This window comes from Prosthecobacter vanneervenii (assembly GCF_014203095.1).
Lineage (GTDB): Bacteria > Verrucomicrobiota > Verrucomicrobiia > Verrucomicrobiales > Verrucomicrobiaceae > Prosthecobacter > Prosthecobacter vanneervenii.
On sequence record NZ_JACHIG010000001.1, the window covers coordinates 1196642 to 1221699 of the forward strand.

Genomic DNA, 25058 nt, shown 5'->3' on the forward strand with positions numbered 1-25058 from the left:
GATGGAGGGGGATCATCTTGTCCCCCATCTGTCGCGGAATCGTGGATGAGCGATGGCGCTGGATAATGCGGGAGGTTCGGCTTTGTGAAGTCGTGAGAGCGCTTGACGGTGCGGGAGCGTTAGGGATCGGGACGATCCCTCTGCGCCGGAAGCTTTGCCGCAGAGACGGATGGGGATCATCTTGCCCCCATCTGTCGCGGAATCGTGGATGAGCGATGGCGCTGGATAATGCGGGAGGTTCGGCTTTGTGGAGCCACGAGAATTCAGTGCTTTGAGGGAGCGTGAGGGATCGAGACGATCCCTCTCCGCCAATCCGTGCCAATGAAACTGAAGTGACTTCGCTGCGCGGGAGATCAGATGCTGCTGCGACGACGACGGCGGCGGATGGCGATGCCGAGCAGACCGAACATGAGGAGAATCATGCGGGCAGGCTCAGGCACGACAACGAGAATGCCGTAGTTGTTGAAGAGGCTGGTGTCCCAGGTAAGACCGGCGCCGATGGAGTCGAGGACGAGGTTGTCTGTGACACTGAAGCTGCCGGAGCCCATGGCGGAGAGCGCGGTGCCATCCTTGATGCTGGCGGTGGACCAGTCGATGAGGTTGAAGATGCTGCCGTAGGTGGCTCCGGTGAGGTTGTTGGCAGAGACGTAGATGCGGGCGTCTGTGCCGGCGGAAGAGCCCAGCAGGATGGTGCCGGAAGCGGAGATGAAGTCGTGGCTGCCATCGTGGCCGTTGTTCCAGGTGGTGTTGGCGATGGTGCCGGTGCCGCCATTGAGGCTGGCCACATAGTCGGCAGCGGTGCCGCCGTTGGCATTGAACCATGCGACGAAGCCGCTGTCCACCGAGTCGGCGGTGGTCAGGCCGAGCTGGATCTGACCGCCATTGGCAACAGTGAGGGAGGTGCTGGCGGCGGTGAAGGTGAGCGTCTGGTTGCTGGTGGCGGGAGCACCGTTTCCAGGGGCAAGGAAGGCGCCGCTGCCGATGATGGTGGAGCCTGCGATGGTGCCGCTGCCGGAGAGAGTGGCGCCTGAGGCGACGGAAACGCCTCCCACGGAGCTGTTGATCGAACCACTGGTTCCATCACCAACCTGGAGAGTACCCGCGCTGACAGTCGTTGCACCCGTGTAGGTGTTATCGGCATTGAGGATCGTGGTGCCGGAACCGGTCTTGGTGAAGTTACCAGCTCCCGTGATGGCACTGCTGCTGAAGTTCGTGCCCTGGGTGACCGTGCCGCTTTGATTGACCACAAAGGTGGAACTTGCTGCGACGCTGATCGCGCTGCTGGCGCTCAAAGAACCGGCGCTGCCACCATTGCCAAGCTGCAAGGTGGAGCCGCCCGTCACACTGGTGTTTCCGGTGTAGGTGTTCGTGCCTGTCAGTGTCCAGGTGCTGCCGCCGCTGACCGTCAAACCACCGCTGCCTGTAGCAATGGCACTGCCAACGGAACCACTGCCAGAGCCTGTCAGGGTAAGGTTGAAGCCTGATCCGGTGATGGCGCCAGTGTTGGTGAGGTTCAGCGTGCCGGCATCTGCGGAGATGCTGGAGTCTGCGGCGAGGGTAATCAGACCACCGTAGTTGTTGATTCCGCCGACGTTGACGATGGCAGCATTCTGACCCGAAGCGCCCGGACCACTGATCGTAGTGGCCTCGTTTCCAACTGTGATGCCGCCCTGGATCTGCAAGGTGGCTCCGCTTGCCACCGTGGTGCCGGTGCCCGCCGTGCCGTCAGCCGAACCGAGCGCGGCAGCACTCTGGATGTTGAGGATGCCAGAATTGACCGCAGTGGCACCCGTGTAGGTGTTGACAGCGGTGAAGTTGAGAGTTCCCGTTCCGTTCTTCGTGACACCACCAGTGCCTGTGTTGATGGCACCGCTGATCGTGGTGCTGCCAGCACCATCAACCGTGAGATTAGAGCTGCCACTAACCGTACCGGAAACCGTCAGAGTGCTGGAGCTTGAATTGTTCGTCCAGGTCTGGCTGGCCCCCAGGATGACACTCGCAGAAATCGTATTGTTACCAGAGCCAGATTGGACGGTGATGCCGGAGGCATTGATGGTCAGTGTGTTTGTCCCGGCACCCGACGCGATGGTCGAGCCGGCGGTATTGGCCGTGCCGGTGCCAGTGAAGACCAAGCCAGCGATGGAGAAGCTGCCGTCCAGTGTGGTGCTGAGGTTGGTGGCACTGTTTGCCGTCAAGTAAACGGTCGAGATCGAGCCTGGCAGCTGAAGCGGATCAGTGCCGGCAGGGCCGTTGAGCCAGTTGGTCTGGTTGCTCGGATTGAGGATGGTGCTCCAGCTTCCGTCACCGCGCGCACCACTCCAATAGGCTGCCGTCGGTGTGGCATTGGAGATAACACTCAGCTGCAGGGCCGTCGTGCCCGTGCCGCTGACGTCAAAGTTGCCACTGGTGGCAGCGCGTCCGGTGCTGGTGCCGCCGCTCCATGTCAAGTTGTAGCTACGGCCACCGCCGATCTGGACGACGTTGCCGCCAGCACCAAAGGTGAAGCTGCCGGTGCCTGCGCCGAAGGTGAAGCTTCCTGCGGATGTCGAGCCGGCCAGGAACGTGACCAAGTTGTAGGTCCCGTTGGCAAGCGTGGTACCGGAGATGGTGTTGAGGCCCACCGTCGCGCCGCCGGAGTTCAGGTTGAGCTTCTGCCCCACGGAAATGAGGTCCGTGGTGTTTCCGGCCGCATTGACATCCAGCAGCAGCGAAGCGGCTCCGCCAACACTGAGAGTCAGGTTCGTTCCCGCGCTTGCATTGGCCAGGGTCAGCGTATTCACAGCCGAGTCCAGAAGGCTGAGAGTGGCGCCGGAGTTGACCGTCAAGCTGCCAGCAGTCGAGCTGCCAATCGTGGTGTTGCCGGAAATGTTCAAGGTGGCGCCGCTAGCGACCGTGACGGCTGTGCCGCCGAGCGTCGCGCTGCCGCTGCCCACGAGTTGCAGCGTGCCGTTGTTGATGAGCGTGTTGCCTGTGTAGTTGTTGTTACCCGAGAGGGTCAAGGTGCCGATACCCGATTTGGTCAGTGCCAATTTGCTGGAGGCATTGGCTACACTGTTGTCAGTCAGGACACCTCCAAAAGTGCTGTTCAGATTCGTTGTGGAATCCGTGGCCGCCGTGCCACCAATGACGAGCACCTGTGTCGAGGCGGCCGAATTGGTGATGAAGCCCGTGCCGGTGAGCTGTTTGCTGATCTGGCCGAAGCCGTTCAGGTCATAACCGGCTCCAGCATTGATGGTGATCAGGCTGCTGTTGGCGATGGCGTTGGCGACGCCGTTCTTCAGAATGCCGCCTGCGATGGTGATGCCAGCCGTGGTGCCGGTGCCGCCGAAAGCTGCGTCAGTCTGCGCGACGCCGATCGTAAGAATGCCCGCTCCCGCCTTGGTAAGACCGGTGGTGGATGCCACTGTGGTCGTGATCGCCGAGTTGATGGACAGCGTTGCCGCCGGGCTGAGCACCGTGATGGTGCGCATCGCCGCACCGAGATTCATGGCCCCCGTGAGCGTCACGCCGTTGCCAGAAACAAGGCCGCCGACGGTGAAATCACCGTTGATTGTGGTTGCGTTACCGATAGAGCGGACCGTGCCGTCGCTCATGATGGTGGTACCACCAGCGATGGTCAGCGTGCCGGTGCCGACAGGGCCTGATGTGATGGCTGGCGGAGTGCCAGCGGTGGCCGCGCCAAATATCAGGGTGCCTTGGTTCAAGTTGAAGCCATTCGTGAAGGTGTTGGCACCACTGAGGGTCAGCGAACCCGCACCCGATTTTGTGATGGCACCTCCGGCGCTGCTGATGACCACCTGGATGTTCAGACTGTTGGGTGAGAGGCCCGAGGTGGTGATGACAGGGGCGGCATTGCTAAGCTGCAAGTTGGTAAGTGTCCCCGCGCCAGTCGTGAATACAGGCGTGGTGGCGAGGCTGTCATTCGTCGAAGTGATCGCATTAGCCGCCGTCAGAATGATGGTGCTCGCGGAAGTGGTCGGAGTGCCAAAGGCAAAGGTCGGGTTGGCGGTGCCGCCCTGATTGTTGAAGTTGACGCTCGCCAGTGTTTGCGTGGCACCGGTGGTGTAGTTGAAGAGAGTCAAGGAACCGCCGCCATTGATGTTAATATTGCTGCTAGAGGCGATCTGTCCGGTGGTCGCATTGCCCAGCACCACAGAGGCATTGTTGATGGTGAGGTCTCCCGGGATGGCGACCAAGCCTGCGGCCGCCTGCAGGTTGGTGGTGCCCGCGTTGATGAAGGTGCCGCCTGTGTAGGTGTTGGAGGCAAATTGAGGGCTCAGTCTCAAGGTGGCACCCCCGTTGGAAATGAGTGACGACGAGCCGGTGATGGCAGCGTTGATGACGGTCGTGTTCTGGTTGATGTAGAAATACAGGTCGCTTCCGGTGCCCGACAGGGTGTTCGTCGCGTCAACCGCGCCAATCGTGATGCTCTGGTTGGCATTGGTGATGATGCCGGTGCCGAAAGTCCATGACGTTCCCGAGACAGGCGTGATGGTCTGGGCAGCACCGGGAGCCAGGCGCCATGAGTTCGCGGCCTTGACGCCCGTGGTCAGGGTTCGGCTGGTGCCGTCATTGTAGTTGCCCGTGGCGACCGTGGCTGCGCTGATGTCGGTTCCGGTGAACGCGGTCGATGAGAAGCCACCGTAGGTGTTGCCCATGGCGACGACACCGAAGGTGTCCGAGTAAGTGGCGAAGGTGCTGCCATCCGCAACCGCCCAACCGCCGATGATGCCGTTGACGAGGTTTGCCGAGGAGAAGGCCGTACCGTTGAGCTGGGTGAGGAAGATATTGCTGTTCGTGTTCAAGCCCTGTCCGCCCAACGTGTTGGAGCCAGCCGAGGAGTTGTTGGTCGTAAAGCCGTTGAAGTTCACGCCGCTGCGGGTGCTGGCGTTGCGCACCAAGTTGCTGATGGTAAGACTGACGGTGCTGCCCTGGCTGATGTAGGGCAAGGTGTTGATGGTGTTGCCGCCTCCGGTCACTGTGACAGAGCTAAGCGTGACCACAGTGTCCACGGAGCCTGCGCCGTTGATGGTGAAGGTACCACCCTGGAGAGTGACAGGGTTGGCCGCAGCGATACGGGTGGGTGGTGTGGCCGAAGGGTTGAGACCGTAGTTGTCCCAGTTCAGCGTGCCGTAGTTCAGTGTCAGGCCCGCCGTGCTCGAGATCGTGCCGGAATCACGCAACTGCAGAGTACCGCCACGGACGATCGTGGCCCCATTGTAGGTGTTTGTGCTGGTCAGCAAGGTGGTATTGTTACCCGCACGGGTGAAAGCAATGTTGCCCGTGATCGATCCACTGAATGTGCCACCTCCGGTGGAGGTCAGGGTGGCCGCGGCCCCGGTGTTCCTGACGGTGCCGGCCATTCCCGGAAGTGGGTTGACCCCCTGGATCACACCCACAGCCTGGTTGCGGCCATTCAAGTCCACCACGGCGGTGGTGCCATTGACGTTCAAGGCATTTACCGTAGGCGTCGTCGCCCCTGGAACCACGGCAAGGGTATTATCAGAGCCGGAGTTCAGGTTCAGGGTGCCATCGTTCACTGTGGTATTGCCGCCGGTGAAATATGCCTGCCCGTTCAAGTTCAGCGTACCGCCGTCGGATTTCAACAGCCCTGCGGTGCCGCCGATGTTGAAGGCGCCGTTGATGTTTAACGTGGCTCCGGCGACGACGTGGATGTTGGGCGTGGTTCCAGCTGTGGTCGCGGCAAAGTTGCCGACATTGATGCTGGCTGTGAAGCCAGCCTGCACGAGGAGCGCGGTGGCGTTCGAAAGATTCATAGTGAGCAAACCGCCGCCGGGTCCATAGTTGCCAAAGGCCGTGGCATTTAGACCACTCTGGATGGTTCCATTGGCCAGGAAAGTCAGCGTGTTGGCCGGGGTGTTCGCAAAGATCGACTGCGAGCCGGAGACGCCGACGTTGTTGGTGGCACCCCAAGCAAGCGCCGTCGCAGTGTTGGAGGTGGTCAGATATTCTGCAGGAGCAGCGGAACCATTGCTGGCCACACCAAGCGCGCGCCAATTGTTGGTGACGCTGTCCTTGACCAGGAAGCCTACGCCGTTTCCACCGACGGTGGGATCGGCCAGCGAGTCACTGCGGATGGACATGGTGGTTGTGCCGTTGGCACCGCCACCCTGACTGCCGCTCAGGTTTGGAGTCGTGATGACCAAATTGGCAACACCGCTGCTGCTGGCCGCGCCGGTAATGCCTGTAAAGACAGCCGAGCCCTGGCTGTTCAGGCTGCTAAGCGTGGTAATCGTGAGTGTGAGCGGGTTGCTCGCGTTGGCGGTGAGATCGACACGACCGCCACCGTTGGTGATATTGAACGCGGTGATCTGCTCGGTGGTCGGCGTGGAAGCCGTGCCACTGCCACTGATGGAGAACGAGCCGCCATTGAGGTTGAGAGTGCCTGTGGCATTGAGGCCAAGACGGTTATTGATGTTGGTGGTGCTGTTGTCGAGCGCGAGGGTGCCGCCTTCATTGGCGGTGAACGTTCCGGCAAAGGCCGGAGCTGTCGTGCCGGTGAACCACTGGCCGCTGCCATCAAATACCAATCTGCCGCCACTGATGGTAACGGTGCCGGTGGATCCAGTGGAGGCGCTCTGAGCCCCCGTCATGCGAAGGGTGCCGGTGCCGATCTTCTGCAAGCCAACCGCGTTCAGCGTGGCGTCATTGAAGCGCTGAATCTGGCCTGAGAACACGGTGCTGGTGTTGTCAAAACCCACGGTGAGCGTTTGGGCTCCGGAGGAGTTGAAAATCGTGCCCGAGCCGGAAAGCGAACCCCAGGTCGTGCTGGCATTGTTCAAATCGTACCGGGTGCCGGAACCGAGGGTGAGCGCGGAGAATCGCGAGCCTGCGTTGGCCACGCCGTTCTGGATGCCTCCAGCGGTCACATTGAAGCTGCCGGTGAAGACGTTTTGGGCACCGAGCTGGAGGATGCCGTTGCCACTCTTGGTGATGCCGCCGGAGGAGCCGACGATGGCCCGGAGCAGGAAGGCGCGTTGCAGCGGAGCGATGTCGCTGGTGCCGTTGGCGTCAATAGTTCCAACACTGATCGTGTTTGGCGAGCTGCCAAAGTCCACACGCCCCTCGATCAAAGCAATGGTGCCTACGTTGGAAGATGTGGAGACAATACCCTGGCTGCCGATCGTCAGGACCCCTGTGGAACCGGCACCCGTGGCGGATGCGGTTGAGTATGTTGTGACCGTTGGATTACTGGTGCCGCCAATGTTGTTGAATACCAGACCTGCCACGGTGTTGTTTCCAAACAAGTTCAATGCTGAACCGCCATTGAGTGTGACCACGTTGCCGGAGTTGATCGAACCAGCTGCATTCAATGTCACCGTGGCATTGTTGATCACGAGACCATTCGCAGGAGTGCTGGCCAGCGGAATGGTGCCGGTGGCGAGCACATTCAAAGTGCCCTGATTGACGACCGTGCCACCACCGTAGGTATTCGTGCCGGCGATGTTCACCTGACCGGAGCCGCTCTTCACGAGTGCCACATTTGATCCAGTGATCACGCTGTTGATGATCTGCGGTCCCGTTCCCTGAGCATAGACGAACAGTTCCGTGCCGCTGGTGGTGATGCTGCCTTGGTTGACAGCGCTGCCAATCGTCTGGCTGGCCGTGCTGAAGAAGAGCAGGCCGCCGCTGCTGAGGGTAAGCGTTCTGCCGGAAGCGATGTTCACCGTCTGCGCCGCAATGTTGCCGATGCGCAGGCTGTTGAGCGTCTTGTTATTGGACACCGTCAAGGTGTTGCCTGTCACCGCCACGTTAATGCTAATGTTGTCGGCCGTCGCAGCGGCGTCAATCGTGGTAGGCGTAGAGGTGGTGTTTGAATACTGCAAAGCTCCTGCCGTACCCAGCGCAGCAACGCCCAGCCCGGGGACGTAAGTGGCAAAGTCACTGGTGCCGATGACTGCCCAGCCGCCGATGATATTGTTGGTCAGACCGGCAAAGGCCGTGCTGGTGGAAACTCCGTTGATCTGGTTGAGGATGACGCGGGCGCTGCTACCGATCTGGCCACCGGTTGCCGCAGTGAAGTTCACCGTGCCACCGCCAGTCGTGCGCACGAGGTTGCCGATGATGAGATCGGACGAGTTGATGCCTGTGCCGCCACCCACGACAGAGCTGATAAACGAGTTGCTCTGTGCCAAGGTCACTGTGCCGACCGTCTCCGAAGACGCCACCAGTGCACGCCCTTGAAGGGCAAGGGTGCCGCCGCGGAGATTGATGGCGGCTGCGTCATTGATGCGGTTGGTCAGATCGATTGTACCCGTGTTGTTGTCCGCAGTCAGAGTCGCGTAATTGATGTCGATCGAGGTGGTGTTAGCCAGAGTAGCATTGTCGCGCAGGGTGATCGCGCCACCGTTGAGCAGCGTGGTGCCGGTGTAGGTCTGCGGCGAGTAGATGGTCAGCGTATTCTGGCCCGAACGGGTGAGGTTCACGCTGCCCGTGACGGCTCCGGCCCAGTTGCGGGCGTTATTGTCCTGGTTGATGACCAGATTGCCAGTGCCGGTGTTGGACGTGATCGTGCCACCCGCTCCATTGACAGCGCCATCGGTGAAGAGTGCGAGAACCTGCTGGCTGTTACCATTGAGGTCGAGCGTGCCACCATTGATCGCGATGAAGTTGTTGGCTTGAAGGGTGTTTTTGCCACCATTCAGCACGAGGGTACCTTGGTTGATCACGAACTGACCCGACAGGCTGTTGACCCCCGTGGTGAGACCAGAGATCGAGGATTGTGGCGTGCTAAGGGTCAAGGTGCCAGCGCCGGCCTTGACGAAGCTGATGGCACCGTTGCTAGTGCCGTTGCCACCGGTCAGAAGGCTGGTGATGGTGAGAGAGGCTGTGCCGGGCGTCCAGATGTTGAACGGAGATGAGGTATTGACCTGATTCAAGACACCACCGCTGATGGTGGAAGATCCACTGGTCACCAGGATGCCGCCGCTGCTGCTGGTCAACTGGAGCAGCGATCCGATGGTGGCAGTGGAACCGCCTGACATCGTCAGCGAGTTGATGTTCAGCGTCGCCGCACCGGTGCTGGTGCTGCCGCTGGTCAGGTTGATATTGTTGCTGGCAGTGAAGGTGTTCGCCGTGTTGTATTCAGAAGCTGCGAGCGGACGCAGGTTTGCGGTGCCCGTGTCTGCCGTTGCAAACGAAGTGCCGTTGCCCGTGGCGGTGGTGTCAACCAGTGCCCAGGGCAGGATGCCCTTGTTCGCGGTGCCCGCAGCACCCGTCTGGCCGTTGAAGGTAAAACCACCAGTGCTGTTGGCAATCGTCGCAACGCCCGCCCCGGCAGCCGAGCCGAGACTGCTGCCACGGAAGAGCACGGAGGCACCGGAAGGTCCCGTGGTCGCATTCTGCGCCGGAGCCACGTTGTTAGCCGCCGCACCAAAAGTGAGATTGGCCTGGCCGGCCGGGTCGGCCGTGACGGTCACCACACTGTAGCCACGGCTGAAGGTAGGCGCGCCAAGCGCTTCAGTCGTATTCGAGGCATTGCCGATAAGATTGAAATTGCCGCCGCGGAGCTGGAGCGTGCGTCCGCTGCCGCCGAGGCGGTTGGCGGTGAGCGTGGCCGAGTTGTTGAGGGTAAGAGTCGCACCCACATCCACGAGAGCGTTCGCAGTGGTGCCCGTGCCGATCAGGCCGGCACCATTGAAGGTCAGCGTTCCTGCGGATACAACGATTGCCGACGCGCTGGCTGCCGGGCTGGCAACCGAGACAACCATGCTGCCAGCTCCGATCTTGATGAAGTTGTTTCCGGTGGCTGCTCCATTGCCGTAGGCGACGGTCGAAAGATTGATGGTGCCGCCAGCACCGACGTTAAAGGTCGTGCTGTTCACGGTCGCGATGCCGCCCGTGATATTCAAGGTCGCCGAAGGGTCGGCACCGATGGTGATCGAATTACCAGACGTCTGGGTGATGAGACCGGCAAAAGTGCTGGTTCCGCTGACCGCCTGGATCACACCGCCGCTGTTGATGCCAGTCATGCCAGTGACGCCAAAAGTGATCGGATTGGAGTAAGTCACACCACCAGCGAGCTGGAGTGCGGCACCAACCGCAGGTGAAATCGTAACCGCACCGGAACCAAGTGCGTTGCTGTTCTGCAACTGGATGGCACCTGCATTGATCGTGATCGCACCCGTCCAGGTGCTGTTGCTGGCGTTGATGGCCAGAATGCCGTTGTCATTCTTGGTGAAGGTGACACCCGTGCCAGCGGCGAGCGAGAACGGCGTGTTGAGCGTCAGCGTGTTCCCGGCAGTGACTTCCATGGCGTTGTTCAGCGCATTGAGGATGATGCTGCGAGCGGTCGAGAAGGTGCCGGTAGCGCGGAGGCCGACGCCCGTTGTTCCATCCACATCAAGGGTGATGCTGTTGTTGATATTGCCAAGAGCCCCGTCGGAATTGACCGCGACGATACCGTTCAGAATGTCGATGGTAGCGCCTGTGCCGCCAAATGTATTTCCGCTGTTGGTCAGAGCGAGGGTGCCTGCACCGGATTTCACGAGCGTGTAGCCGCCGACATCCGAAACCACTCCGCTGAGAGTGAGGCCCTGGACCACATTGGAGGCGGTGGCTGTGGCCACCGACATGTGCGATGCGCCGCTGAGTGTCGTGGTGCCCGTGAACTCGACACCATAGCCGTTCAGATTTTGCACGGCGAGGATGCTGCCATTGTTGGTCAGATTGCCCTGCTGGATGTTTTTGTTGCGGGCAAGCGGTGCTGAACCTGAGCGGTTGACGGTGACCGACACATCGCTGGTGACGTTGAGGTTGGCACCCACCGAAAGGCTTTCGTTTGTCCCAAGGGTGTTTCCGTCAGCGGTGAAAATCAAACCGCCCGCTGCATTGAGGGTTCCCCCGAAATTGCCCACACTGAGAGTACCGAGGCCATACTTGTTGATGATCGCGCTGGAATCCGACGGGCTCGCATCTGCGATGATGACCGTCATCTGGGGTGCGGTCACCGTGGCGTTCCATGTTTCGGGCAGCGTTGTGACCCCATTGAAGGTGATGTTGTTCGTCCCGTTAAAGATCGTGCTGCCCGTGCCGCTGCCGGGGCCGGTCGAGTTCGCGCTGTCCAAAATGGTGAGGGCATTGGCCACGGCATTCGCTGCAGTGGAGACGACCGAGACGTTGTTGGCCAGGGTCAAAGTTCCGGTGCCGAGCGGGCCGTTTGTCACGACAGTGCCGGTTCCGGGAATTCCGCTGTAGGTGCTTGGGCTGCTGCTCGCGCCGATGATGATCCCGCCGGAATTGACGGTCACGCCACCTGTGAAGGTGCTCGCCGTGCTGCCGAGCTGGAGGATTCCGTTGCCCGACTTAACGATGCCACCGTTCTGGATCGCGGAATTGATCGTCAAGTCAGCTCCCCACGGTGCCACCTGCACTCCATTTACAAGTGTGGCACCAACATTGATCGAGTAACTTGCGGCACCATTCAGATCAATCGTGCCGGTCCCGATGACGGCGGCATTCCCGGCATTGACGGAGGTGGAGGAGATGCCTCCGGTGAGGGTGAGCACACCCGTCGGGTTCACCGTCGGCGCCGAGCCGCCCAGGTTGTTAACAATGATTCCAGCCAGCGTGTTGTTGCCCGCGAGATTGACGAGTGAGGCACCGCCGAGAGTAAGCGTGTTGCTGCTCGGGATGATGCCACCCGCCGTCTGGGTGAAGATGGCCTGGTTGACCGTGAGGCCGCCCGTGCCCATCTGGCCGGTTGCACCGAGAACAATGTTGCCACTGTTGATGACCGTGCCGCCGGTGTAGGTGTTGACGGAGTTGATGATGGTGTTGCCCACACCAGCAGCCTCAACCTGTCCCGAGGTGAAAATCACCCGGATCGCCCCGCTATTATCCGCGATTGGAGCGTTGAGAGTGACCGTGCGGTTCGTTCCGCCATAGTTGGCATGAGTGAGATAGAGGTCACCGCCGCCCGAAGGTCCGGTGATGGTGCCATTGAGGATGGAGAAATCCACATTGTCGGTCGCCTGGGCAAAGAGGATGCCGCCGCCCTGCACTGTCAGAGTGTTGCCACCGAGATTGAGCACCGTGGCCGCGGTCTGGGATGCGAAGTTGAGGGTGTTCACCGTTGTGTTCGCGACCAAAGTCGTAGTGCCCGCCGCAGTGAAGCGGACGTTGTCCGTGGCAGTTGGATTGCTCAGCAAGCCGAGGGCGGAGTATCCGGCGAAACCGTTCTGGTTGAGCTGACCGACGCCATAAGTCGAGTCATAGCTGGCCCACTCGCGGTCCACGATGGCCCAAGCTCCAATGATGTTGTTTGTGAGCGTCGGCGCGCTGGTGATGAGGACGTTCGGCGTGCTGCCAATGGCCCCAAGGGAGTTTGAGCTTCCGTTGAAGCGCAGTGTGGCAGCGGAGCCCGCAGACCTGCTCAGCGAGGCGAGGGTGAGGATGGCCGAGTTGACATTGGTGCCACCAGTGGCGGCACTGATGAAGTTAAAACCTTCGGTCAGTGTTATGGCACCAAGGGTTTCGGTGCTGTTGAGCTGCTGACGACCTGAATAGCTCAGCGTGCCGCCAGCCATCGTGATGGGTGCCGAGTCATTCACCCTGTTGTTCACGTTATACAGGTTGCCGTTTGCCAGCGTAAGACCGCCGTAATTGATGTAGATCGGCTGGCTGGTGTTCGGCAGCGCACCGTTGTCATTGAGCGTGAGTGTGCCTCCCGTGATGAGCGTCGGTCCCGTGTAGGTCTGTGCGCTCTGAAGGTTTAGCGCGCCCGTGCCGGTCTTGTTGAGATAAATGTTGCCGGAGATCACACCGGCGAAGTTGGTGTTGCCATTGACCGTCAAGATGGCCTGGCTGCTGGCGTTGTTGGTCACCGTGCCGCCTGAAATCCCGTTGCCACCGCCTGCCGAGGCGCTGGAGAGACCGCCGACAAACTGGTTGTTGCCATTCAGATCGAGCGTGCCGCCAAAGTTCACCGCCAGGCTCTGATTGTAAAGCATCGGGTTGGTGATGCCGGTGCTCGTCAGCACAACCGAGCCCGAATTGATGTAAGTCGTGCCGCTTACGAACTGCTGCGCATTGATGTTGAGGGTTCCGGGAAGACTCTTGGTCAGACCTGCTGTGCCGGTCATGCCGCTGTTCACCGTCAGCGACTGGCCGCTTTGAACGTAAACAAGCCCCTCGGCTCCGAGTGAGACAATCGGCGTATTGAGGAAGGCACCACCGGTGCCATTGGCCATGATCGTGCCGCTGGTCAGTGTCAAAGTGGCGGGATTCAGACCGCCAAGACCGCCCACTGCGGCCGTGTTATTGATGGTGAGCGCATTCAGCGTCTGGTTGCCTGTCAGAGAGTTGAGTGTGGAGGACGTGGCCTTGAACGTTTGTGTGGCCGTGGCGCTGAGGATGTTTGTCGCCGAGGCATAGCCGGTGAACGGAATCACGCCGAGCGAGGCGCTGTAGGTGGCGAGTTCGTTGCCGTTGACCGTCACACGGTTTAAGATGCCGGTGTTGGCAGGAGTGAGAGTCGGAGCCGTGGTGAATTTCAAGAAGTTGGTCGCCGTGCCAAAAGTACCGGTGACATTCAGCGTGCCGCCTGCATTGCCGGCGAATGTGGAGAAAGTCAGCGCGGATGAGCCGGTGCCGCCGTTATTGATGGTGTTAGCGCCCTGGTCGGCGACAAACGCACCGGCCGTTTCCGTGGAGTTGTTGGCGATGAAATCGAACGTGCCTCCCTGCAGCGTCAACGCCCTGGCTGTGAGTCGGTTGCTGGTGTTCGTGCCACTGTTGTCGAGGCGCATCGTCGCACCTTGGTAAACAATGTTGACCGCGCCGCTGGAGTTCGTCGTGCCTGCGCCGCTCAAGACAAGCGTGCCCTTCTCCACTTTCACGCCACCGGTTGTGATCGTGCCACCGAACAATGCCGTGGTGATCGTCAGCGTGCCGGAGCCATATTTGTCGAAGCCGAACATGGCACCTGACTGGCCACCGGTAGCGTTGATGTCACCTTCCGCGTTGAACTGCAGACGGCGCGTGCCGGTGACGGTGATCAGGCCTGTGATGTTGAGAGTACTGCCTGCACGAGCGCCGATTGTAGAATCAAACGGCACCGCAATGCCGCCGGCGTAAGTGTTCGTGTCGGAAACGTTGTCCAGCACGCCTTGGAAATTGATGCCTGCGCTGAGGGTGTTTGCGGTGGCTTGCAGGTTCAGTGCGTTATTGACCGTGACGCCTCCGGCAAGCTGGAGCGCCGCACCGACGACACCAGCCGACGGTGAGACGGAAATCGTTCCGGTGCCGAGGGGGGAGGTCAGCGCCGGATTGTTCACGAGAATCGCACCTTGAACGATGTTGACGTTACCGCTCCAGCCAGAGTTTGAGGCATTAATGACAAGCGTGCCCAGATCCTGCTTGTTCAGCGAAGCAGTCGCTCCTGTGCCACCGTTAAGGTCAAAGGCAGCGTTCAGCTGAAGCGTCTTGCCGTTGGTGACTTCGATCGCGCGTGTGTTCGCCGTGTTCGCAAGCTGGATCACGCGGCTGGTGGTGATGTTGTCCGTTGCACGGAAAGCCGAGGTGCCAGTCGTGGGGCTGAGCACGATGAAGTTGCCAGAGTTGCCAAGCTGCGCATCGGCGTTCACGGCGACCGTGCCTTGGTTGATGTTGATGTTGCCGGAGAAAGTGTTGTTCGATGGTGTGGCATTGGCGATCACCATGGTGCCGCTGCCGGTCTTGTTGAAGCCCGTGCCGGTGAGGTTACCCGTGAGGTAAAGCCCCTGCGTCACATTCGATGCCTGCGTTCCGCTTACGTTGTAGGTCGGCGTGGCGGTGAAGGCGATGGCGTCTGAAACCTGCAACCCGTAACCCGAATTCGTGGTCACCGTGAGACCGAGGCCCAGGTTTGAGATGCTCGACGGTGCCAGAATCTTGTTTGACGCGGTCGGGAATGGCAGCGAGCCGCCGCGGTTCAAGGTGATGCTAGGAACGATTCCTGAATCAAAGATGACGCTGCCTAGAGCAAGGGTCTGGACCGAGCCGGTGCGGTCACCGTCGTGGATGAGCGTGACCAGGTTCGAATTGCCAAGGGCAGTCGCATTGAAATTGCCGGTGTAATTCGTGGCATTGAAGATGAGTGTGCCGAGGCCGGTCTTGGTGTAGCTGCTTGCTGCAGGCAGATTTCCAAGGAGCGCCACGGTGGTGCCCGGGTTGATGACATTGATTGTTGGCGTACCGCCGCTGAGTCCTGCGCCCGTGAGATTGCCGGTGAGGGTCAGCGTCCAGGCGGTGATCGCCGTCGCGTCAAAGGTGGGACTGCCGGCAAAGGAAATGTCGTTGCCGATGCTGAAGCTGCCCGCCGTGAGCATCGTGGTTCCTGCAGCCATTGCCACCGGACCAATACCGAGCGGACCGGAAACGACGGTGGCGGTGCTGTTCGTGCTGCTGGCACCGACGACGATGCCGCCGCTGGAGACTGTCAGGCCATTGAACACATTCTGGGCGCTCAGTTGCAGCAGGCCGGTTCCGGTCTTGGTAATAGACCCGGTGCCGGTGATGATGGAAGCAATCGAAAGCGTCGGCTGGATGCTGGTGTAAGTCTGCGCACCCACGGCGATGGGGGCGATATTGAAGGTGTTACTGGCCGAAGTGAGGGCGACAGTGCCGCCGGTAATGGTGGCCGTGCTGTTGGCATTGCTCGAGGTTGCGGTAACCGGACTGCTGCTTCCAAGAGTCAAGGTCCCCGTTACAGTCAGAGTCGGAGCAGCATCACCCCCGTTGTTGTTCAAGGTCACGCTGTTGAGAGTCTGGTTGACGCTGGCAGCGAAAGTGAGGCTGGCACGGCCATTCATCGTCAAATCCGTGGAGGCCGCGATGGCGTTGCTGGTATTCAGGTTGACCGTGGTGCCCGTGCCCTGAACGCCGCCGTTGATGACAAAGCCGCCGCCAGGGATGACGACGTCGCCCGCGGTGGTGGGGCTGATGTTCAGCGTACCGCGGTTGACCACGGTGCCGAGGCTGTAGGTGTTCGGAGCGGTAAGGGTGAGGGTTCCAGCACCGTCCTTCACCAGCTTGGTGGCACCCTGAATGACCGAGTTGATGGTGATTGTGTTCTGGTTGTTGTAGGTGATGAGCTCGCCAATGCCGCTGGTGAGCACGCCGCGGATGGCTGTGGTGCCGATGGTGGAGTTGACGGCATTATCGCTCCTCAGCAGGCCACCGAGTTCGAGGTTCAGGATGTCCCCAGCGTTGGTAAAGGCGATGTCGTTGGTGAACGCACCGGCCAGGCGAAGGATGGCCGCATTGGTAGTACCAGGCGCGAGGGTGGTGGTGGTGGCGGCCACGGCCGGGATCTGCCACAGATTGCCACTGCCAGCGGAACCGTCATAACCAACGAAACCGCCCTGGCCCACGACGCCGATGCCTTGGCCGGCATTGTAAGCGGCGTAGTCTGAGCTGTTGGCGATGGCCCATGCACCGATCATTCCACCATTGGTCGTGGCCAAGGGGGTCGTGAACAGAATGCGGGAGTTGTTACCCTGCTGACCGAGGTTGGTGCCGGTAAAGTTGACCGTGGAGTTGTTACTGCGTGTCAGGCTGGCAAATGTGATGTCCACAGAGGTGATGGTGCCGCCGCCGGTGTTGGCGGTGATGGTGTTGGCTCCTTGGGCCAAGGTGACAGCGCCGAAGGTCTCCGTGGCGGCCGTAGTCAGACGACCCGTGTAGGTTATGGAACCGCCGCGCAGCGTGATCGGGATGGTATCGCCGATGCGGTTGTTGTTCTGTGTCTGAAGGCTGTTGTTGTTGTTGAGCTGCAGGGCAGCGTAGTTGAGATCGATGGCCGAGGTATTGAGGAGAGTGGCATCATTCTCCAGGGCGAGGACACCACCCATCACCAGCGTGCTACCGGTGTAGGTCTGTGCCTGTTCGAGGGTGGTGGTCGTATTGCCCCCAGTCCTGACGAAGCTGAGGCCAGTGCCGCTAATGGTGCCGGCCCAGGTGGTGTTTCCGCTGCCCGCCACCAGCAGGCCTCCACCGGTGCTGCTGATGATGGTGCCACCCGTGCCAGGCAGCACCCCGGGAGAACCGAGGTTGCCCACATACTGGATGCTGCCTTTCAGGTCGACCGTCGCGTTGCTGTCAATGTTGAGCCCGGCAATCCCCGGGAAGAGAGTGTTGTTGCCAGCATTCAGGATGAGAGTGCCTTCGTTGACGTTGGTGGTGCTGTTGTACCACTGCTTGGCAGAGAACTGCAGGGTGCCAGGCAGAGCTTTGGCTACGCTGCTGGCGGAGGTGATGGCACCCGTGATGTCCAGCGTGGTGCCGGTGGTTGTCTGAATAAAGGCATTAGCGCCGAGGTTCAGGCGCGGGACGCTGATGGTGTGGGTGAGACCACTACCATCGGCGATGATGCCGCCGGATGTCAGGGTGAGAGTGAAATCCCCGGCTCCGCCCAGGACACCGATGTTGCGGGCGGTCGTGTCGGAGATGGAGAGCGCATTCAGCGTTCTGGAGACGCTGATGTCATCCACCGTGTAGGAGCTGGTCACCTTCACCGTATCGGTGGCCAAGGCAGTGTTGATATCCGTTCCGGCAGCGTAACCGGAGAAGGCTACGATGCCATTGGTGCCGTTGTAGGTGGCGAAATCTGCGCCGCCGAGGAACACGCGTGCCGCGACGTTGTTGCTCAGATTGAGTCCCGTGCTGGTAGTAAACAGAATCTTGTTGTTCGAGCCGAGGCTGCCGACCTTCGCCAGGTTCAACGATGAACCAGAGTTGGCGAAGTTCACCGAGGCAAAGGTCAGCGTGTTGGCACCGGCAGAACCAGTGGTGTCAATGACCATGTCGATGCTGTTCACGGTCAGAGCGCCCGTGGTTTCCGTGGTGCCGTTGCCGATGAAGTTGAGGGTGCCACCGGTGGTGGTCACGGTGCCGGTGTCAAAGAGACGGTTATTGTTGTTGGTGCCGCCAGTGACATTGTCGATCACCAGGGTGCCACCTGCAGTGATGGCGATGTTGCCAGCCCCCCACGCACCGCTGGCCCCGCTGAGAGTGGTGGTGCCGCGGCTGGCGGTGAGCGTACCGGTGGCCACGTTGGCAGCGGTCAGGGTGGTGGTGCCTGTGCCGGACATGGTGAGGCCGCTGGCCCCGGTGCCTGCGTTGTATACACCACTGATCAAGGTATTGCCCGCACCGAAGATGGTCAGGGTAGAGGCTGCCGTGTTAGTGATGCCTGTCCCCGAGATGATCAGCTGGGCACCACTGGTGGTTTCGTTTTGCAGCGTACGGCTGGCTCCGAGCGCTACGCCGCCGCTGAACTCGATCGATTTGCTGCCGTCCACCTTGGGTGGGGAACCCCCAATGGTGACAGCGTTTGTAATGGCGTTACCACCAGTCAGGTTGGCAAGGTTCGGGCCAACACGCAGGGTGCCGCCGTTGAAAGCAAAGGTAGCCGTGCCACCGAAGGCCGCCGCTCCAAAAGCACCCACCTTGTCCACGATAAGAATACCGTCTGAGAGCGTCGTCCCGCCAGTGTGGGTATTTGCGCTGGAGCCCGTCAGGGTGAAGCTGGCATTGGGGTCAATCGCGATGTTCAGCGCCGTGCGTGAGCCAGCAGTGCCGGTCGAGGTTGCGACGTTGCTGTTGTCGGCAATGACTCCGTTCCAGACCGTGGAGCCGTAACCGCGAATGTTGAGAATGCGGGTGGAGATTGCGGTCGGGTTTTCGAGGCTGACGTAGTTGCCACTGAAGGTTAGCAGAGCGCCGACTTCCAAGTTGTTGCTGATGGTCTGGTCGTTGGCACCAGCGGCCTTGGTGACGGTCGCATTGAAGGTTATGGCATTGCGGCCAGCAAAAACGGCGGCTGAGTTATTCGCCAGCGTCAGGGGAGCCGTTGTCGTCAGCGCGCCGCCATAGGCGAAGATGCCAGCATTGCTGAGGGTGATGCCCGAGGCCGAGCCAATGCCGTTGGAGGTGAGTCCCAAGTTGCCACCACCGACGCTAATAGCGCCAGTGAAGGTGTTGCTGGAGGCCGGGTTCAGAATCCAGGTGCCGCCATCATTTTTGGCAACTGAGAGCTGGTTCGGGGAGGTCGCATTGGTGCTGTCAGTCAGCACGAGGTTCATCATATTGTTGTCGGTGTTCGAACCGCGAAGGTCCAGAACGACGACACGCGCGACTGTGTCACCACGAGTGGTGTTTGCGAAAGTTCCGGTGTTCCAGACGAGAGCGCCTGAACCAGATGAGTCGATGCGGAAGTTTCGGTTGGTAGTGAAACTGGCGCTGGCCTGGAGGGTGAGGTTTCTGCTGGCTGTTTCGCCTGAGCCAACATAGATCAGAGGGTTCAAGTCAGAGTCGCCGGGGTTGAAAATGAAAGTCCCCGAGGTCCCGGTGCCGGAGCCCAGAGAACTGGCTGAACCATCGCCTCCGATGGAGGAAACCACCAAGCTGCCGGACGTGACCGTGGTGGTGCCCACGTAGGTGTTGGCGTTCCCAAGGATGAGGACACCACCACCTGCCTTGGTCAGCGTGCCGCCGGAGCCACCACTGATGACGCCGGAGAGGATGCCCGCAGTCACCATGGCACCTGTGTTGCCGTTATTGTTGACCGTGACGGTGCGCGCAGCCGTGCCGAGGTTGATGGCGTTGGTGAGTTCCGTTTCACCGAGGGCGGTGGAGGAACCGAGGACGAGAGAGGTTGCAGGATTGAAACTGCCCGAACCCCAAGTAAGGGCTGCGCCGCTGCTCAGATTCACCACCAGACGGCTGGTCGTGCCTGCGGCAAAGCCGGTGTTTCCAGCCGTCAGCTGCACCTGACCGGCACCCGTGCCCAACGTCCGGGCGAAAGTGGTGCCTGCCACTTCATAAACACCGCCGCTCAAAGTGAGATTGCTTGTGGAAGTAACGCCCACACCTTCGACCGCACGAAGCTGACCACCGCTGATGGTCGTGACGCCCGTGTAGGTGTTCGCCACGGCAGGATTCAAAATCCACAGACCGCCGCTGACGGTCAAGGCGGTGGCAGTGGAATCCAGCGTGTTGTTGGTGATGCGGGGGCGGAAGATGTTGTCGCCGATGGATGTGCCGCCGAGGGTCAGTGTCTTGGCACCGTTGGTGACGAAGGCGATGTCGCCTGTGTTGCTCCAGATGATGCTGGCGTTGTTGGCACCGGTGCCAGCCGCAGCGGACTCGTTGCCGTAGGTGCCGGAGGACTGGATGGTGGCGTTGCCTGCGAGAGAGAAAAGGCGGTCTGTGCTGATGGACGGGGACTGGGTGGTCTGGTAGATGCCGCCACCCGTAGTGGCACTGGCTGCGGCCGCACCGGTGTAAGTCAGCGTTCCGCCGTTGAAGATGAGATTGGAGGCCGCGTTGGAGGAAGCGCCGAGACCGCTGGCCAGGCCACCATCTGCCAGACGAGTGACGGCGAGGTTGCCGGTGTTGATGACAGTGACTCCCGTATAAGACTGCGCGCCAAGGATAGCCTGAGAGCGAGCGCTGGTGCCGTTGATGATGACGTTCAGCTTGCCCGCACCGTCCTGAAGCGTGCCGCCGAAGGTGGTGGTTCCCGTCGTGGCGGTGCCGCCGAGGGAGATGGATGACTGGGTGTTGGCACCTGCGCCGGAATTGGTGATGAGGCCTGTACCGGTGAGTGCACCGATACTGATCTGAGCGTAGCTGGGGCCGCCTGTGTAAAGGGCAGTCGAAGCACCAGCCGCGTTGATGTCAAGAATAGCGCCCTGGCGGATCGCGGTCTGATTGCCTGCCGTGGAGAGCACACCGAGCGCGGCCGTGGAACCGGACATCTGGATGGCCCCCTGATTGATGGTGGTGTTGCCGGTGTAGGCGTTGTTGCCAAAAAGAATCAACGTGCCGGTGCCCGCCTTGGTGAGCGCACCCGCGCCGCTGCTGATGGTCGTGCCGGACGATGCAGAACCAATGCTCAAGGCATTGCCCGTGGTGAGCGCAGCACCCGAGGAGGGTGCCACCGCCGGCGATGAGCCATTGGTGATAACAACCAACTCCTGGGCCGCTGTGCCGAGCGCAAAAGCACCCGTGATGGAGGCGGAGCCGGCGGAGTTGTCAAACAAGATGCCGCCCGGATTGGTGGAGAAGCTGAGGCTTTGATTCAAAGTCAATGCTGCGCCACCGGTGAGTTTCAGGCTGTTGACCGTTGCGGCGACTGCTGTCGTGCTGGCTGCACCGGAGATGGAGTAGTTCAAAGTGCTGGTCGGCGCGAGGGAACCTGACCAAGCTGTATAGCCGGTGTATTGGCTGACAGTAGCACCGCTGCTGACCCAGTCCAGCCCGTTGAATGTGGCGTAGCCACTCTGGATGCCGTTGGTACCGGCCGGGGCGGTGCCGTTAAAGTTGATGGTGCCGATGCCGGGCTGGTAGTCGAGCGTGGCACCCGCCCCACGGGTTCCGATGTCCAGGAAGGTCAGGGTGTCAGCTCCCGTGCCGTTGGTGATCGAAATCACGCCGTGGCCAGCGGTAGGAACGAGGCGGCCCAGAACTTCCGTGCTGCTTCCAGTGGCAAAGCCCACGTAATTGAACGTGCCGCCTGCGTTGCCCATGAGGGTCACGCTGTCGGTGTTGAAGATGAGGTTGCTGGTGGAGTTGATGATATCGCTGGTGGCGGTGGCCGAGTTGGCGCGGAAAATGCCGTTGGTGATGGTGAGGTTGCCACCAAAGTTGATGCTCAATTGAGGGGTGATAACTTCCCCACTCAGCACGGCACCCGCCGCAAGGCTAGCCCCAGTGCCGCTCACGAGAGTAACGGTGGTGGCAGAGGTAATGTCACGAATATACCAGTTCTGAGATGCCGGGAGGTTGGTGCTGGTGACCTTCTGGCCAGGAACCAAGTTCACGGTGCTGGCCACCGTAATCACCGGATTGGTGGTGCCCGTGCTGGCCGCCGTGGTGGTCAGGGCGGTGGTGATGCCATTGGCAGTTCCTATTGCAGCGGCTCCGGCAGCCGTGTTTGCTGCGCGGCTGGATGACAGGATCAAGGTCGTCCCGTCAAGAATTTGCGTGATAGTTGCACCAAACGAAATGCCTGCGCCCGAAATAGGCTGCCCGACAAACAAACCCGCCGTTGAGCCAGAAGCGAGTGTAACGGTAGTGCTGGCTGTCGCGCCAGTGGCTGCAAGATTGATGGTGCTTGAAGTGCCATAGTTCGTAGGCGCTGCGATCTCCCATGTATCAGTGCCGAATTTCAGCACGTTGGTCAGGTTGACCCCATTGGTGATCAATCCGCTGACTTGGTTGACTATGGATGCAGGAGCGCTGCCCCCGAGGTTGAGTGTTTTCGCCGCAGTGTTGGTCACTGCAAAGTTATTTGGCAGGATTAACGCGGTCGGAGCGGAGCCGGACTGATCAGCCAGAATGTAGGAGTTCGCATTATTGAGGTCAGCGATTTTGTTTGTCCATGTTTCTCCCGCCCCTGTGCCTTCTACGCCGATGAAACTCAACGCCCCACCGCCAAAGACGACACGACCCGCACTCGTGGAGGTCGGATTGAGAGCATTGATGCTCCTGATGACAAGAGTACCGTCGTTGGCATTGGCATTGCCAGTAAAGGTGGAGGTGGTGGCCGCTGTAGAGCCGAGGGTGAAAGTTCCGCTGCCTGACTTGGTCAACACGTTGGCCGAACCACTGGCAACAACCGCGCCCGTGATAATTGTTTCACCGCCGCCTGTTACTGTGTAGGTGCTCGCTGTGCCAGCGTTGGCATTCCACACATTGCCACCGGTGAGCGTGACAGTGCCGCTGGAGTTGTTTGTCACTGTGATGCCACGGTAATCGCCAGCTGTGGGTGTGGCGCTGGTAAAGGAGATATTGTAACCATTGCGCCCGTTGATGGTGAAGTTTGCGGCATTCGCTCCCGTGTCACGGATCAACGCACCCATCGCCAACGTCTGGTTTTGCAGAGAGGAACCAATGCTGAGACTGCCGGTGATGTCATGATCGATGAAAAATGTACCGGTGGTATTATTGCGCACCCTGGCTGTGCGACCCGCGAAACCCGCCACAGCATCCGTTCGAATTTCGATGGTGCCGTTGTTCAAGTCGATCTGGCCGGTGCCCGTGTTCTGCCCCAACGCCCCGCCCGTCTGCACACGCACGGTGCCACTGTCAATGCGCACCGCCTGGGCAAAATTGTTATTCGCATTTTGCAGCCACATCGTGGTGCTGACCAAGTTGCCGGTCTTGACAAAGCGGTCATTAGCAACCTCGGTCCCTGTTACCTGCCCGGAGATGATCCAGTTGCCGTTGCCGTAGAATAGCTGGGCATTGCCGGTGCCAAGGTTTACGGTGCCGCTGACCGTCGTGGCGCCGTGCGTGGCCCAGGCACGTGCTTCCGTGGCAACTGAGCCCAGGGTGATGCCTCCCGCGAGCGTATTGTAGCCAATGCTCACCAAGGAACCCGTGGAATTAGACGCACCCGGCCCACGGCCAGAAATGCTGACCTCGCGGCCCAGGCTGATACTGCCGGTGGTGACACCCGCACCATTGCCAGTGCCTTGGAGGATGAGCGCGCCACCCGTAAAGCCGGGGTTGCCGGTATTGGCAATGCCGGTGACGGAGATGGCATTGCCAGTGAGGCTGCCGAGCTGGTTGGCATTGGTGATGACCACATTACCACCTTTAATGGCTACGTCCCCGGAGAGGGTGGCCGAGTTGTCAGCCGAGAGGCGCAAGGTGCCGTTACCCGTCTTGGTGAAACCAGAGGTACCCGCGATCGTGGACGAGATGGTGGTGCCGTTGGTTCCAAAGCCATTGTTGTTCACGGCAATCACTGGAGAGGTGAGGCCGGTGGAAGGTGTCAGCGTCAGGGTGCTGCCGGAGAGAGAATAACCACCGACATTAAGAGTCAGACCGCCGACGGTGATGGGAGCACCCAGCGTGACGGTGCCAGCGGCACCTGCAAAAACAGCGGTGTCTGTAGGTGAAGTGGCGTTGGCCCACGCACCATCCGTTGAAACACCATCCCACCAAAAAGAACTGGTCGTGTTCCAGGTGCCAGTTCCTCCCAAGCCTGCGCCAGTCGAAGCGTTGTTGCCGGCAGCAGTGCCATCAGGATCCCAATAAAATGTGGCTCCTTGGACCTGCCCGGCCCAAAAAGGAAACAGCACAGTCAACACAAGTGTGACCGGACGCGTGACGTGACGGCGCAGGCGGTCAAAAAGAGGGCTGGATTTCTTCATTGCTGGTTGGCTTGACTAACAGTTGGGGGAGATATTATGAAAATTCGGATCGTTCGTGGCCGTGTCTCAAGAAAGAGAGCTGGCGTTATCATCATCTGATAGCACGGCAGCCGCCTGAATCGGCTGTCCCACCAGGCATGACAGTAGCATATGAATCGGCAACGAGCCGACGTGCTGGCGAAGCGAACGCAGATGCTTAGACATAATTCCTTTTTTTGGTGGCTGGAGTGGGGAACCTGCATGCTAACGAAATTTGGAATCGTTTGGCAACAGTTTTTCACTTTTGGATAAATAATTTTGACGTCCCTCCACTTCCCTAATCTTCAGCCACCTAAAGATTGACGGCATTGAGGCAAAAAGCAGTATTCTCCTAGTGAATGGAGCCCAGAAAGCGCAAAAATGCAGCTTTAGCCAAAGGTAGTTATTGACAAAAAACAAACACTATTCACACCGAAACAGCTTAACTTTCGCCGTATCTTTATATTTCGTCTTTATTAACAAATTTGACCCCATCATTTTAAAACAAAACCTAAGGTTCCCCCCGCTACTTTTGGATCTTTTCCACCCATGGAATGGCCTATCCACAGCGCCAGCAGACGGCTTTTCAGCCAACATTCCCTCCATTTGAGTCGGCAGCACACCCAATAAGCCGAAATCACATCCATGCGTAGCATGCTGCGCTACACCATCGTCATACATCCACTCCTAGGGCTGTAAATATACGCCACCACTCAAGCCTATTCTTGTATCAGCCGGGCCCCAGCCAGGTCTATGATCATTATACAAAAGCGTCGATATGCGACAGCACCGCCGTCAGGACCGGGACCGTTTTTTTGAGAACCGGTCTCATAACAGGATATGTTAAACAATGGGTTTGAAGGTGGCGGCACG

1 protein-coding gene is annotated in these 25058 nt (G+C 59.9%); it reads right to left on the reverse strand.

The genetic code is table 11. From position 1 onward, the window contains the following. Positions 1 to 353: 353 nt before the first annotated feature. The gene (locus HNQ65_RS04680; RefSeq protein WP_184338306.1) at positions 354 to 24167 is read right to left on the reverse strand and encodes an autotransporter-associated beta strand repeat-containing protein; all 23814 of its coding nucleotides are present in this window, start codon (positions 24165 to 24167) and stop codon (positions 354 to 356) included. Positions 24168 to 25058: the final 891 nt, after the last annotated feature.